This is a genomic window from Clostridium sp. C105KSO13 (assembly GCF_001517425.1).
GTDB lineage: Bacteria > Bacillota > Clostridia > Lachnospirales > Lachnospiraceae > Muricomes.
Window position 1 is genome coordinate 40,398 of sequence record NZ_FBWL01000161.1, and the last position, 15,050, is coordinate 55,447.

Annotated in this window: 16 protein-coding genes; 6 read left to right on the plus strand and 10 right to left on the minus strand. The window is 44.5% G+C overall.

What is annotated here, in order from left to right; genetic code table 11:
* Positions 1–33: 33 nt before the first annotated feature.
* The 10 genes from atpC to BN3456_RS07240 form a co-directional block, all read right to left on the minus strand.
* A complete protein-coding gene (gene atpC, locus BN3456_RS07190) occupies positions 34–447 on the minus strand; it encodes an ATP synthase F1 subunit epsilon (protein WP_347457958.1) in 414 nt (137 codons plus the stop codon).
* 6 nt (positions 448–453) lie between these two features.
* Positions 454–1,851 (minus strand): F0F1 ATP synthase subunit beta, encoded by a 1,398-nt coding sequence (atpD, locus tag BN3456_RS07195; protein ID WP_089983492.1) that lies wholly within the window; start codon positions 1,849–1,851, stop codon positions 454–456.
* Between the two features lie 64 nt (positions 1,852–1,915).
* Positions 1,916–2,806 carry an ATP synthase F1 subunit gamma gene (gene atpG, locus BN3456_RS07200; protein WP_089983463.1) on the minus strand — a complete coding sequence of 297 codons (891 nt, stop codon included), beginning with the start codon at positions 2,804–2,806 and terminating at the stop codon, positions 1,916–1,918.
* Between the two features lies 1 nt (position 2,807).
* Entirely contained in the window at positions 2,808–4,325 is a 1,518-nt protein-coding gene (gene atpA / locus BN3456_RS07205) for a F0F1 ATP synthase subunit alpha (RefSeq protein WP_089983464.1), read from the minus strand.
* Entirely contained in the window at positions 4,322–4,858 is a 537-nt protein-coding gene (atpH, locus tag BN3456_RS07210; protein ID WP_089983465.1) for an ATP synthase F1 subunit delta, read from the minus strand. The genes atpA and atpH overlap by 4 nt, the downstream gene beginning before the upstream one ends.
* On the minus strand, positions 4,836–5,342 hold the full coding sequence (gene atpF, locus BN3456_RS07215; RefSeq protein ID WP_089983466.1) for a F0F1 ATP synthase subunit B: 507 nt from the start codon (positions 5,340–5,342) through the stop codon (positions 4,836–4,838). Before atpF ends, atpH begins: the two co-directional genes overlap by 23 nt.
* A gap of 32 nt (positions 5,343–5,374) precedes the next feature.
* Positions 5,375–5,593, minus strand: a complete 219-nt coding sequence (gene atpE, locus BN3456_RS07220; protein ID WP_089983493.1) for an ATP synthase F0 subunit C — start codon at positions 5,591–5,593, stop codon at positions 5,375–5,377.
* Between the two features lie 59 nt (positions 5,594–5,652).
* On the minus strand, positions 5,653–6,363 hold the full coding sequence (locus tag BN3456_RS07225) for a F0F1 ATP synthase subunit A (RefSeq protein WP_242862826.1): 711 nt from the start codon (positions 6,361–6,363) through the stop codon (positions 5,653–5,655).
* A gap of 1,165 nt (positions 6,364–7,528) precedes the next feature.
* On the minus strand, positions 7,529–8,404 hold the full coding sequence (locus tag BN3456_RS07235) for a hypothetical protein (protein ID WP_089983468.1): 876 nt from the start codon (positions 8,402–8,404) through the stop codon (positions 7,529–7,531).
* Positions 8,405–8,449: 45 nt separating this feature from the next.
* A complete protein-coding gene (locus BN3456_RS07240) occupies positions 8,450–9,034 on the minus strand; it encodes a Maf family protein (protein ID WP_089983469.1) in 585 nt (194 codons plus the stop codon).
* Positions 9,035–9,526: 492 nt separating this feature from the next.
* Between BN3456_RS07240 and BN3456_RS07245 the strand changes: the two genes are divergently transcribed.
* Genes BN3456_RS07245 through BN3456_RS07270 form a run of 6 tightly spaced genes read left to right on the plus strand, consistent with a single transcriptional unit; the run spans position 9,527 to position 15,025 of the window.
* On the plus strand, positions 9,527–11,191 hold the full coding sequence (locus BN3456_RS07245) for a propanediol/glycerol family dehydratase large subunit (protein ID WP_089983470.1): 1,665 nt from the start codon (positions 9,527–9,529) through the stop codon (positions 11,189–11,191).
* An 11-nt stretch (positions 11,192–11,202) separates the two neighbouring features.
* Entirely contained in the window at positions 11,203–11,889 is a 687-nt protein-coding gene (locus tag BN3456_RS07250; RefSeq protein WP_089983471.1) for a propanediol/glycerol family dehydratase medium subunit, read from the plus strand.
* On the plus strand, positions 11,890–12,282 hold the full coding sequence (locus tag BN3456_RS07255; RefSeq protein ID WP_089983472.1) for a diol dehydratase small subunit: 393 nt from the start codon (positions 11,890–11,892) through the stop codon (positions 12,280–12,282). It abuts the gene before it with no gap.
* Positions 12,279–14,096 (plus strand): diol dehydratase reactivase subunit alpha, encoded by a 1,818-nt coding sequence (locus tag BN3456_RS07260; RefSeq protein ID WP_089983473.1) that lies wholly within the window; start codon positions 12,279–12,281, stop codon positions 14,094–14,096. The genes BN3456_RS07255 and BN3456_RS07260 overlap by 4 nt, the downstream gene beginning before the upstream one ends.
* Positions 14,093–14,425: a glycerol dehydratase reactivase beta/small subunit family protein gene (locus BN3456_RS07265; RefSeq protein WP_089983474.1), complete on the plus strand. Its 333-nt coding sequence runs from the start codon at positions 14,093–14,095 to the stop codon at positions 14,423–14,425. The genes BN3456_RS07260 and BN3456_RS07265 overlap by 4 nt, the downstream gene beginning before the upstream one ends.
* Before the next feature lie 30 nt (positions 14,426–14,455).
* Positions 14,456–15,025 carry a cob(I)yrinic acid a,c-diamide adenosyltransferase gene (locus BN3456_RS07270; protein ID WP_089983475.1) on the plus strand — a complete coding sequence of 190 codons (570 nt, stop codon included), beginning with the start codon at positions 14,456–14,458 and terminating at the stop codon, positions 15,023–15,025.
* Positions 15,026–15,050: the final 25 nt, after the last annotated feature.

Sequence of the window (15,050 nt, forward strand, 5' to 3'; positions counted from 1 at the left end):
AAATGAAGTTTTCTATCACATAAAAACATATGTCTATTTCTTTCTCTGAGATATCTTAAGCCGGTTCATGGCCCGCGCCAGGGCGGCCTGGGTTTGATAATATTCCTGTGTACTTTGTTTCTGCCTCAGACGTTCTTCTGCACGTTCTTTTGCTTCTTCCGCCCTGTGTATGTCAATCTCATCCGGGCGTTCAGCAGTACTCACCAGGACAGTCACACGATTATTTATGACTTCAGCAAAGCCTTCACCTAACGCGATCTCCATCCACTGGTCCTCTTTATATTCCAGCCGTGCATCTCCGACTCCCAGGGCAATTACTGCATTCTCATGGTTTGCCAGAATCCCTATTTCTCCGTCGGGGGCAGGCAGAATCAGTTTTCTGCAGCGCCCTTCATAAAAAACTTTATCACTTGCTATTATTTTCAGCCCAAATGTATCCATATGCATACACCTCTATTCTGCGGCACTTTCTGCCTTTGCTTTTTCGATGACATCATCGATTGTTCCCACATTAAAGAAAGCTGACTCTGGATACTGATCCATATCTCCATTAATTATCATTTTAAAACCACGAATTGTTTCTTTTAGCGGCACATATTTCCCCGGAGTACCAGTGAAGGTTTCCGCAACAAAGAATGGCTGGGATAAAAATCTTTGGATTTTTCTTGCACGCAGGACAACTGCCTTATCTTCATCTGACAGTTCCTCCATACCAAGGATTGCTATAATATCTTGCAGTTCTTTATATTTCTGCAAAATTTCTGTAACCTGGTTTGCTATTTCATAGTGCTCTTCACCTACAATATCTGCCTCCAAAATACGGGAGTTGGATTCCAGCGGATCTACTGCCGGATAAATTCCCTGCTCTACAATCTTTCTCGATAGTACGGTTGTTGCATCCAGATGAGCAAATGTGGTTGCCGGCGCAGGGTCAGTCAGGTCATCAGCCGGTACATAAACAGCCTGTACCGATGTAACAGATCCGTTTTTTGTAGATGCAATACGCTCCTGCAGTTCCCCCATCTCTGTGGCCAGCGTAGGCTGGTAACCTACGGCAGAAGGCATACGTCCAAGAAGTGCTGATACTTCCGAACCTGCCTGGGTAAAACGGAAAATATTATCAATGAACAGAAGCACATCCTGATGCTCCACGTCTCTGAAGTATTCTGCCATAGTTAGTCCGGTTTCCGCCACACGCATACGGGCTCCAGGCGGCTCGTTCATTTGTCCGAACACCAGGGCTGTCTTTGCCAGTACCCCGGATTCCCCCATCTCTGTCCACAAGTCATTTCCCTCACGGGAACGCTCACCGACACCTGTAAAAATTGAATATCCGCCATGCTCTGTGGCTATATTGCGGATCAGTTCCTGAATCAGCACAGTTTTTCCGACTCCGGCACCACCAAACAAACCAATTTTACCACCTTTGGCATACGGGGCAAGAAGATCAATAACCTTAATCCCCGTCTCCAGTATCTCAACAACCGGGCTCTGATCCTCAAAACTGGGAGGATCTCTGTGTATTACCCACTTTTCTTCCTCCGTCAGGGCCTCTCCGTCATCGATAGTCTCTCCCAAAACATTAAATAATCTACCAAGTGTCTGATCTCCGACCGGGACTTTAATTCCCGCACCGGTAGCAGTCACCTCCATGTCCTTATGCAGCCCCTCACTGGCAGCAAGCATCAGACAGCGCACCTCATTATTTCCCAGGTGCTGGGCAACCTCCATGATACATTTCTTTCCGTTGTTTTCAACTTCCAGTGCATCTTTAATAAAAGGAAGATTGCCGTCCTCAAACACTACGTCAATGACAGGTCCCATGACCTGTACAATTCGTCCTTTATTCATATCAGTTCTCACTTCCTTACTGCAAAGGGGACTGTCCCTTTTGCGCTCCATTTTCAGAATTGTTTTACTTTTTCCTCTTCTGCGCATTCGCACCGCCGCAGACCTCTGTTATTTCCTGAGTGATTGCAGCCTGCCTTGCCCGATTATATTGGATAGACAGTTCTTTTATAATGCTCTCTGCGCTGTCTGTCGCTGACTTCATCGCTGTCATCCGGGCATTATGCTCACTGGCATAGGCCTCTACCAGACAGCCATATATCATACCTGTCACATAATGTGGCACTATAACATCCATGACACTTTTTGCGGAAGGATAAAACACGATTTCCTCTCTGTACATATTCAATGGTAAAGTCCTAGGGTTGAAGAATTCCCGCTCCAAAGGCAAAAGCTTTACTTTCTCAGCCTCAACCAGCATAGAATTCTCCATACGGGTATACAAAATATAGACTTCATCCAGTTCACCCGCTTCAAACTGCTCCAAAATTGCAGAGGATATATTTCTAGCCCGATGCATAGTTGGCTTTTGAACTGTATACTGGAACTGAGATGCTATCTCCACATCTCTTTTGGAAAAATAATGCCGCCCAAGTTCACCGACAATAAACAATTTGTGTATTCCCGGTTGCTTTAACAGTTCTTCTTCCAGCTTTATGATATTGTGGTTATATGCACCGGCAAGTCCTTTGTCAGCTGTAACGACAATAGAGCCTATCTTCCGTTCATCCGGCGGTATACCTTCACGCTCGTCAAAATGAGAATGCTCCAGCTCAGGTACATGACGCAGAATTCTGGCAATCTCTCCCTGCATACCATAAAAGTATGGTTCAGTATCTGCCAGTTTCTTCTTGGCCTGTTTCACCTTGGAAGAGGAAATCATGTACATCGCATTTGTAATTTTCATCGTGTCCTTGACACTGTTTATACGAGTCTGAATTTCTTTAATATTTGCCATATTAACACCTGCTCTTCTTAAATTCCTTCGCCGTCTCCACAATTTTTTCTGTCAGCTCACCCGTAAGAACTTTTTTGTCTTCAATCTCTTTCCCAATCTCCGGATGGGCCGTGTCGAAGTAATGCAGCATATCCATTTGGCACTGTTTTACCTTTTTCTTCTCAACATCCAAAAATAATTTATGAGTTGCCGCGCACAGAGTAATCACCTGCTCATGCATACTCAAAGGATGACTTAAAGGCTGTTTCAAAAGCTCCATCAGCCCGCTGCCGTACTGCAGCTGTTCTTTCGTTGCTGCATCCAGATCTGAACTGAACTGTGTAAACACCTCCATCTCACGATACTGAGCAAGGTCAATACGAATACTTCCTGCGGCCTTCTTCATGGCTTTTGTCTGAGCGGCTCCACCCACACGGGATACAGAAAGTCCTACGTTGACCGCCGGTCTCATGCCGGAAAAGAACAGATCACTTTCCAGGAATATCTGGCCGTCTGTAATGGATATAACATTAGTCGGAATATAAGCGGATACGTCACCCGCCTGTGTTTCAATAATAGGAAGTGCCGTAATAGAGCCGCCTCCTTTGGCCTCACTTAGACGGCTGGACCTCTCTAAAAGTCTGGAGTGCAGATAAAATACATCTCCAGGATAAGCTTCCCGTCCCGGTGATCTTCCCAGCAGCAAGGACAACGCGCGGTAAGCAACCGCATGTTTAGACAAATCATCATACACAATCAGTACATCTTTCCCCTGATACATAAAATGCTCTGCCAGAGCTGTTCCCGCATAAGGTGCAATATACTGGAGCGGTGCACAATCACTTGCAGTGGAGGAAAGTACTATGGTATAGTCCATAGCACCGTTTGCCGATAAAGTATTGACCACCTTTGCCACTGTAGATGCCTTCTGTCCGATTGCAACATATATGCATATTACATCTTTTCCTTTCTGATTGATAATCGCGTCCAGAGTTATAGACGTCTTACCCGTCTGTCTGTCCCCGATAATCAGCTCTCTTTGTCCGCGTCCTATAGGAAACATGGCATCAATAGACAAAATACCTGTCTCAAGAGGCACGGAAACCGATTTACGGTCGATGATGCCCGGGGCCTCCTCTTCAATCGGCCGGTAATCATCTGCGGGAATTTCACCTTTCCCGTCAATGGGCGCACCCAGAGAGTTCACAACTCTTCCTATATACTTGTCTCCAACCGGAACACCGGCTCTTTTCTTTGTACGGCTTACTTTTGTGCCTTCTTTGATTCCTGTCTCATGTCCAAAAAGGATGCATCCTACAGAGTCCTTGCGGATATCCTGTACCATTCCCTTCAGCCCGTTTTCAAAAGTCACAATTTCCCCGTACATGGCGTGATCAATCCCGTAAACAGTGGCAATGCCGTCCCCTACTGAGATGACAGTTCCAACTTCACTGTTCTTGCTGATTGCATCAAAATTTTCTATCTCATTCTTCAGAATAGAAATAATTTCATCTGAATTGATTGAACTCACCTTGTTCACCTCCAGGTCAATTTTTCTTCTAATCGATTCAGGCGTCCTTTCAGACTCCAATCGTACTCGTCGCCCTTTACATACAGCACAAAACCGCCGAGCAGTTCCTTATCTTCTCTGATTTCAACATCTGCCCTGCGGGCATCATATTTTTTACACAGAAACGCCTGTATTTGTTTTAACTGCACCTCGCTTGGAGGTTCTACACATGTCAGTACCGCTTTCAGAATCTGGTTCTGTTCGTCGCAGTATCTGTCATATGCCGTGAAAATGTCCGTGAGTAGGTTTATCCTCTGATATCTGCACGTCACTTTCAGAAAATTCCTGATTTCTTCAGGGAATACCTTATCTATCACCTTGCGCTTATGTTCTTCCGGGATAGTCGGGTTTAAAAGGGCATCGTGAAGCTGGGGTGCCCTGGCAAAAATTTCCTTTGTTTTTTGTATGTCTTCCTCAGGAACATTCAGCTCATACAGCACACGCGCATATCGCACTGCCGCCTGTGGACAGTACTTATGGTTAGTCGTTGTCCAAGTCTTCATGCGTATCACCTGCTTCTTCCAGAAATTGATTATAAATCCCCTGATTTCCTTGATTCTCTGTCTTTTCACTTACAAGCTTTGCGGCTGCTGCCATAGCAAGACCTGCAATCTCCGACTGCAGCGCTTTCTTTGTCTGCTCCTGCTCCAATTGAATATTAGACTTGGCAGAATCCAACAAGCTTCCGGCTTTTTCATCAGCCTCAGCCACAATTCTGTCATACTCGGCTTTCGCCTGCACCTGTGCTTTTTCCACAATCTTGACAGACTCTTCCTTAGCTCCGGACAGAGCTGTTGTATATTCCCGTTTCATCTGTGCAGCCTCTTCCTGAGCAGCACTGGCGTTATTCAAGCCGTCAGCAATCAGTTTTTCACGCTTTTCCATGATATTAGTAACCGGTTTGATTAAAAACTTTTTCAACAAAAGATAGAAAACAACAAGGTTTATAATGGTAAAGAGAAGGCTGCTCACATTTAATTGTAACACCTGTCCCACCTGCCTTTCTAAGTAACTGTTATTTATTTCAAAAGTAAAATAATCAACAAACCGATAATAAATCCGTAAATAGCTGTTGCCTCAGCCAGCGCACACCCAAGAATAAGATTCTTACTGATCTTGCCCTCTGCCTCCGGCTGTCTTGCGATTGCATCCACTGCTTTTCCTGTTGCCAAGCCAATACCGATACCTGCACCAACACCTGTCAAAACTGCTATAGCTGCTCCAATTGCGATTGTCATAATATTAATCTCCTTTATACTTTTTTTAATCATCTTTAAATTCTTTTTGTTTGTCCCTCTTACTCTTGTTCCTCGTTCATAAACAATGCCGTCAGGAACACAAATACATAGGCCTGTAAAAACCCGTCAAATATATCAAAGTAAAAGCTAAATGGTATGGGCACCAGCACCGGAGCAACCAGCTTTAAGAGCTCCATAATGACAAAGGCTCCCAGCACGTTGCCAAACAGCCGCATACAAAGAGACAACGGACGGATTATAATCTCCAAAATGAGTATAGGCGCCACAACGGGTACCGGCTCTGCAAAATGTTTGACCCAATGCTTCACTCCATTTCTGTGTATTCCTGAATATTCAATCAGGAACATACTCATAATAGCCAGTGCCGCCGTTACATTCAAATCCTTTGTAGGCGGCTTAAAACCAAACAGACCTATAATGTTCGAAATGCCCAGATAGAGAATCACAGTAATCAAATATGGGACATAGCGCTTATTCTCCCTGCCCATAACATCCACAAAGAAGTCCTGTATCCAGCCAATTGCGGATTCCAGCACAAGCTGCTTCTTCCCTGGGTTCTCCACACGAAGATTCCGAACCAAAATGATGGAAAGCAGAATCACAACTGCCATGATAATCCAGGTGACGACAATTGATTCCGACACGCTGATCCCGCCGAAGACAGGAATCGTAAACACAGTTTCCACATTCAACTCTTCCAACAAGTTCTTTGTTAAACTTTCCGTATTGCTCCCTCCCTTTCTTTTCATATTTATTTGTTTAATGGACTGCCGGGGTATTTCTTCATGGTTTTCCGTGTAAATAAAAAAGGAAATTTCGTTCTCGAAATTCCATCCCCGTCCCCCCTTCCAGGGCGCATCATCCCCAAAAGGTGTCTAAAGTTTACACCCAAACTTTTAGCTTGTCAACGATAAAAGATGACAAGTTTCGCATATTTAATGGTAGAAACTTTTTATCAAACTTTCATGCGATTTAATACAAATTTTATAGATTTTCATTAAGTTTTAAACTTAAGCTTTTCTCTTGGATAGAGGGCGCACCCCAAAAGCGTTAATTGACTCCATATGCCGCCCTTAAAGCACCGTTTTTTTCGTTATTTTACCCATAATAATGCCCAAATTTCTATAATACATACAAAATTCCGCATATTTGGAATATACTATTATATATCAAGGGTTCCAAAGTTATGCTTTTTCATGAAAGCATGAAACACATAACCTTTTGACCCTCGTATTAGCTTAATATTTAAAGAGGATTTGTTATGAGTAAATTTAGAGCGAATAGTCTTTACAAGCTTAATATAATTTTTTTTGGGTGCGGTCTTCTGATGACCGGCAGCGAGGTGTGGAAACAATGGTATCTTACCTTTGTCTTGAACGGAGGCCGCTATCAGTGGTGGTTTTTCCCTTTTCAATTATGCAGTGTGCCAATGTATATTCTCCTGATTCTCCCCTGGATCAGGAACTTTCGCGCCCGTAATGCTTTTCTTACTTTTCTTATGTGTTATGGGCTTTTAGGCGGGCTCGCCGTCTTTTCTGATACCAGTGGGCTAAAGTATCCTGTGCTTAGTCTTACATTGCATTCCTATCTGTGGCATATTGTTCTAATTATAGTTGGCACACTAGCCGGTGCTGTCTGTATCAGGGAAAACCGGGATCATATTCTCAGTCCCCGTCTTTTTATAGACGGCACCTTGCTTTATTTTCTTTGCTGCCTTATCGCTTCTTTTATAAATCGTCTTTTTGGCACCTTGGGCACAATCAATATGTTTTATATTAATCCTTATTACAAAATGCAGCAGATTGGTTTCGCTTCCCTTGTGCAATACTGTGGAAATGACCTGGCTATTTTCATTTATATTTTAGCAACAGTTTTCGGAGCCTCCATTCTATTTTCTATCTGGTCGCTCATTTCTCATTTTTCCTGTTCCTCATGATTCTTTGTTTCTGTCTGAATCATTTTTAAGAAATCCCGGTTTTCCTTCTTTTTACTAGGAATAAACCTTTTCACCAGACTGCCCTTTCCTCTATTCTTCACATAAATGTACCCTATTACAGAAAATATAGCTGCTCCGATGAAGTTCACCATAAGATCTTTCATTGTATCTATGAGACCAATATCCAGATAACCGCCCAGTCCCAAATCCTTTCCATGTATCACCACACTGGTGATGTCGCCGATTTCTGCCGGCACATTCCGCCCCTCCGAATTCAGCATAACAGATTTAATCGTATGAATCACCGTATCTTTCTGCATATCATAACCCAGGATGTGGTCCATGCCAAATTCAAAGAATTCCCATATTACCCCAATCGTCATTGAAAAACAGAATGCTACAATCGCCGTAAACAACGGTGAAAGTTGAAATACCAGTTTTTCGCTCCGATTTAATAAGTCCACCATCGAAAACCCTATGGCTGCCGCCAGGAACCCATTGATAGTGTGCAGAATCATGTCCCAGAATGGATATACAAGATAAAATTCACTGATTTCTCCGAGAATTTCCGCAGCAAATATAAAAATAAGAATAATAATTTCCAAAGTGGTAGGCAGTTCTACTTTCATAGTTACCTGCACAAAGCTAGGGATAATCAGAAGCAGCAAGGTCAATATACACAAAAACACATTCTCATAGTTTCTATTAAAAATCTGTAAAACCATAACAGCAATTACAAGCAGTCGCAAAATAAAATACACCAGAAATGAGCTTCTATGCTCCCTCTGTTCCATCTGAAGTGCCTTCCATATAGTTCGGAAACGATGTCTGTTTTTCTTTCTGCTATTTTTCACCTTTTAGCCCCTCTCGTTAAAATGAGAATATTCTGAAAACGGTGCTCAAAAGGGTCTGACCCCTTTTTTCACCTTTTGATATACATAAGAGACCGGAAGTCCCACTACATTATAATAGTTCCCTTCTATCTTATCTATATAGGCTGCAAACTTTCCCTGGATTCCATACGCCCCTGCCTTATCCATGGGTTCTTTACTGCGAATGTATCTTTGGATTTCTTCATCTTCCATCTCATGTACATACACTTTTGTTTCTTCTGCGTGGCTGGTGATCCGGCTGCTGCCGCTGCTGTCATAGTCTAGAATTGCCACTCCGGTAAATACCTGGTGAGCCCTTCCCTGTAAGCTTTTCAGCATGTAATATGCCTCGTTTTCATCCTTGGGTTTTCCTAAAATCTTATTGTCCTGTACCACAATTGTATCTGCACCGATTACTATCATATTTCTTGCGTCCTGCTCTGACGCAACATTCTCTGCTTTCATTAAAGAGAGCTCTTTTACGATTTCTTCCGGCAGGACGCTTTTATAATATTCCTCTTTATGGCTTACTGCAATCTCAAATTTCAGTCCTATTAATTCCAGCAGCTCTTTCCGGCGGGGAGAACCGGAGGCCAGTATAATTCTTTTCATTATTTTTCAAAATCCTTCCAGACTTCTTTCTTTTTGCGGGTCCCAAAGTCATGCTTTTTCATGCAACCATGAAACGCATGACCTTTTGACCCTGGATACCTACGGATTGCTACGCACTTTGTGCTCCCGCAATCCGCAAAACATTCGAAATCCGCCCTGTTCGGGCTACTTTCTCATGTTTTGCGGGTCCCAAAGTCATGCTTTTTCATGCAACCATGAAACGCATGACCTTTTGACCCTGGTATCATATTATAGCATGTTATACTTTACTTAAACACTTTAAATTAGGGAAATATGTGTATTCTCATATGATACTCATCTTATCTCTTGTAACCTTTTTGTAATTTTGGTTGTTGTTTGTTGTGGTTTTCTTTCGCTTTATATGTGGCTTTCTGTATGTTTTATGCAATAATGCATTGCTATTTTCCTGTGGTTGTTGTATAATGAAGTCATCGTAAATCGTGGGTTATTATCCGTTAGGAGAAGAGAGAGATGAAAAGATCAAAACGTATTGAGGCATTGGACAGTCGTCCTGTCAATCTGGATGGTTTTATCAATGAATGGCCTGAGATGGGTTTTGTGGCAATGACAAGTCCATATGACCCTGAACCCTCTATTAAAATAGAAAACGGCAGGATTACAGAACTGGATGGAAAGAAGAGAGAAGATTTTGACTTTATCGACCAGTTTATTGCCGACTATGCAATTAACATCGAACGAGCAGAAAAGTCTATGGCTGTTTCTTCCCTGGACATTGCGCGTATGATTGTGGACATTCATGTATCCAGAAAAGAGATTTTGGAACTTGTCAGTGGTATCACCCCTGCCAAGATGACAGAAGTCATGAACCATTTAAATGTTGTAGAGCTGATGATGGGAATGCAGAAAATCCGGGCCCGCAGAACTCCGGGTAATCAGGCACACATTACCAACCTGAAGGACGATCCGGTGCAGATAGCCGCAGATGCCGCAGAAGGTGCACTCCGCGGGTTTGCAGAGGAAGAGACCACTATGGGTGTTGCCAGATATGCTCCCTTAAGCGCCATAGGTCTTTTAATCGGCTCTCAGGTAGGACGCCCGGGTGTGCTCACACAATGTTCTGCCGAAGAGGCAACTGAACTGGAACTTGGTATCAGAGGACTCACTACATACGCTGAGACACTTTCTGTATATGGCACCGAAAAGGTATTTATAGATGGGGATGACACCCCTTACTCTAAGGCATTTTTGAACTCAGCCTATGCTTCAAGAGGGCTGAAAGTCCGCTTCACCTCTGGCTCCGGTTCCGAGGTTTTAATGGGAAACAGTGAAAAGAAGTCCATGCTTTATCTGGAGTGCCGTTGTCTCTATGCCACAAAAGGCGCCGGCAGCCAGGGAATTCAAAATGGCTCCGTCAGCTGTATCGGAGTGCCCGGTGCAGTGCCGGGAGGTATCCGTGAAGTGATGAGCGAAAACCTGGTGGCTGCACTTTTGGGACTGGAATGTGCTTCTTCCAATGATCAGAGTTTTTCCAACTCCGACATGCGACGGACCGCAAGAACTATGCTTCAGTTTCTACCTGGAACAGATTTTATTTTCTCCGGCTACGCGGGAGAGCCTAACTACGACAATATGTTTGCAGGGTCCAACTTTGACGCCGAAGACTTTGATGATTACAACGTATTACAGAGGGACATGCAGGTGGACGGGGGCCTTCGCCCGGTTACGGAAGAAGAAGTCCTTCATGTCAGGGAAAAAGCCGCAAAAGCTGTGCAGGCAGTATTCAAATATCTTGGATTATCACCAATTTCCGATGAACAGGTAGAGGCTGTTACTTATGCTCACGGAAGCAAGGATACCCTTCCCCGGGATGTCACAGCAGATTTGATGGCCGCAGAAGATGTATTGAAACGGGGAATTACCGGAATCGACGTAGTAAGGGCGCTTGCCGAATCAGGCTTCCAGGATATCGCAGAAAGAGTGTTGAGTATGCTCAAGCAGCGTGTTGTCGGAGATTATATGCAGACATCCGCCATTCTGGATAAAGATTTCCACGTAATGTCCGGGGTGAATACCCCCAACGACTACATGGGCCCCGGAACCGGCTATCGTGTGGAAGGAAAACGCTGGGAAGAAATTAAGAAGATTCCTCACATTATAAACCCACAGGATATATAGGAGGAGAAGACATGCAGATAAATGAAGACTTAGTAAAACAAATAACAAATGCGGTCCTCGCCCAGATGACACCGAAAGTCGGCGAGGCAAAGACAATAGATGCTCCGGCTTCCCCTGAGGTTCCGTCTATGGCAGGTCGTGAAAGAATTAATGCGGTAAAAACCTCCTACGCTTCCTATCCAAAGGCAAAAAAGGGGACGGACCCCAAAGAGGTTGTAATCGGAGTCGGCGCAGCATTTCAGAAAGAAATTCAGAAAACAATCTGCGGCATACCGCTGGCTGATGTACTGAAAAACGTAAAAGCCGGTATTGAAGAGGAAGGCATGATCCCGAGAGTTGTTAAAGTTCTGGATACCTCCGATGTTTGCTTCATGGCTCTGGAATCTGCAAAGCTGTCAGGTTCTGGTATCGGTATAGGGATTCAATCCAAAGGAACTACCGTTATCCACCAGAGAGATTTGTACCCCCTCTCTAACCTGGAACTATTTCCCCAGGCACCTTTGATGACACTGGAAACCTACCGAAAGATTGGCCAGAATGCAGCAAAATATGTGAAGGGCGAGCAGGTCGTGCCTATTCCTTCTGCCAACGACCCCATGACCCGCCCGAAGTATCAGGTAAAGGCCGCATTGATGCATATCGCAGAGACAGAACAGCTGGATCCCGAGACAGGCATTATCGAATGGGAGGGAAAATAAATGCAGTATCCATTAGGCGAACACGAAGAAGAAAAAATCACATCCAGAACTGGTAAAAAATTATCCAACATCACTCTAGATGAAGTCATGAAGAATCATATTGCTCCCGACGATATTAAAATATCAAAAGAGATGCTCAAAGCCCAGGGGCAGGTGGCAAAAGAAGCCGGAAACGACCCTATGGAAAAGAATTTTGCACGTGCTGCGGAATTGGTGGACGTGCCCGACGATGTGATTTTGAAAATGTACGACAAGCTCCGCCCCAACCGCTCTACCAAACTGGAGCTGGTCAAGATGGCCCAGGAACTTTTGGAAAAGTATAATGCAAAAAACTGTGCACGGCTTGTTATGGAAGCCGCAGAAGTGTATGAGAAGAGAGGTATTCTGCTTTGACTTATATTGCCGGAGTTGACATAGGTAATTCTACAACTGAAGTATGCGTCGGGGAAGCTGATCCCAGCGGCAGCATTCATTTCCTGACCAGCTCTTCCTGCCCTACAACAGGAACAAAAGGTACGCTTTCCAATACTCATGGCATCAAAACCGCCTTAAAGCAGGCCATGAGTAAAATAAACCTGGATGTAGAGGAAATATCACTGATCCGCCTCAACGAGGCAGCTCCAGTCATTGGTGATACCGCCATGGAAACCTTGACAGAGACAGTTATTACAGATTCATCCATGATTGGCCACAATCCGTCCACTCCTGCCGGCGCAGGCCAGGCTGTTGGGGAGATTCTGCTTATTGACAAACTCTCCCGGGGCGTTTCCGGGACTGCCTATATTGTGGCGGCACCGTCCTCCTTTTCCTTCGAGAAAGTTGCTGCTCTTCTAAATCAGTCCGCAGACTCTCTGGATATCGTGGGCGTGATTCTCCAGGCTGACGAGGCCGTTCTCGTGGAAAACCGGCTGCATAAAAAAATACCGATTATAGACGAAGTGGCACGAATTGACAAACTCCCCGACAAAGTACCTGCGGCAATCGAAGTTGCTCTGCCCGGGCAGACCATACGCATGCTGTCCAATCCCTATGGAATTGCAACCCTTCTTCACCTGAATGCGGAAGAGACACGCGCAGTCACTCCCATTGCCAAGAGTCTGATTGGAAAGCGCAGTGCGGTTGTCCTGAAAACCCCCGGTGGCAATGTCCGTGAAAATGTACTCCCTGCCGGAGAAATATATCTGGATGCAGAGTACAGCACTTCCATTAACCTGGATGAAGGTGCAGAAAAAATCATGAAGATTCTTTCTTCTGCCGGAAATATCCGGGACATCAGCGGGCAGCCGGAGACGAACGTAGGCAATATGTTCCGCCGGATTAAAAAGGGCATGAGCGAAGTCGATAACACTCCGGACGCAGATATCCACATCACGGATATTCTGGCCGTCGATACAATGGCACCTGTTTTAATTTCCGGTGCCCTGGCAGGGGAAACCTGTCTGGAAAAAGCGGTGGGTATTGCAGCTATGGTAAAAACGCGGCAGCTCCCCATGCAGAAAATAGCCGAAAGTTTAAGATCAGGACTCCGCACAGAAGTAAAAGTGGCCGGAGTTGAGGCCGTTATGGCCGCTCTCGGTGCACTCACCACTCCAGGCACAAAACTTCCCCTTGCCATTTTGGACATGGGCGGAGGATCCACTGATGCAGCTGTAATATCCGAAGAAGGAAAGGTCATCATGACACACCAGGCAGGAGCCGGAGAACTAGTCTCCATGCTGATTGAAACGGAATTAGGCTTGTCGGACCGGCACATGGCGGAACAGATTAAGAAGTATCCCCTTGCAAAAGTGGAAAGTCTTTTTCACATGCGCATGGAAAATGGACAGATGACCTTTGTAGATGAGTCTATTGATCCGCGGTTTTACGGACGTGTGGTTCTTCTAACAGAAGACGGTTTTATCCGCATTGAAGAAGATATCCCCATGGAGAAAATCGTGCAGGTGCGTCAGGATGCAAAGCGCAAGGTATTTGTAACAAATGCATTTCGTGCTCTTCAAAAAGTTGCGCCCGGCCACGATTTGAAAAACATATCAAACGTGGTACTTGTGGGGGGTTCAGCTGAGGACTTCGAGATTCCCGAAATGCTTATGGAGGAATTCTCCAATTATCGTATTGTATGCGGCAGAGGCAATATACGCGGACAGGAAGGTCCCCGAAATGCTGTAGCAACCGGACTTGTGCTATCATATGCAGGAGAGATACAATGATTATTAAAAAACCTTCTATTTTTATATATACAAATGAACCCGATTCCGCTGCCCTAAAGGAAACCTGTGCCGGTATCGAAGAAGAAGGCTTATTTTTTGAATTGAAAGAAATGGAAAAGTCAGCTTTAGATGAACTTGCCTGGCATGCAGCCAATGACTCCATGCTTGGTTCTGGAATCGGTATAAGGGGAAATCATATTGCCTTGCAGATGCGTGGCCTTGATAAAGGGTACAATATTCAGAGCTATCAGAATCCCACTAAAGAGCAATGCAGGAAACTGGGAGCAAACAGCGCAAGAGCTATTAAAAAGCTGGCATTTAAAGAGTAACTGTTTTACATAAAGGAGGAGAGCTTCACAATGAAAATTTATACCAAAGGCGGAGATAAAGGCAAAACCTCTCTCATGAACGGAATCCGGGTTTCCAAATGCGATACCAGAGTGGAACTATTAGGAACCATAGATGAACTAAACAGCCACATAGGGCTTGCAAAGGTGATTGCAGAATCGGAGCTTCGGGACCATCTTTCCAAAATACAGAGGGAATTGATGTTGATTATGGGTGGAATCGCCGATCCCCGTAACCCGGAATATCGTGTCTCCGACGAGCAAATTCAGGTACTAGAGAAAGAAATCGACAGAATGGAAAATTCTTTTCCACGCCCCGAGCTCTTTGTTCTATACGGAGGATGTGAGCAGTCTGCCCGGTTGGATGTAGCAAGAGCTGTGGCAAGACGGGCCGAGCGGAGATTTAATAAAGTCGCCCAAAACTACGGAGCCGATTCCGGGGCCTTAAAATATATTAACCGGTTGTCCGATTTTCTGTACGAAACAGCACGATATGCTGATTATAAAGCTTCCTCTGACTCAAATGATGAAATCATGCAGGAAGTCATTAAAAATGTAATGCAGACATTTAAAAAACAATAACTATAAATCTGTTATGATGCAATTC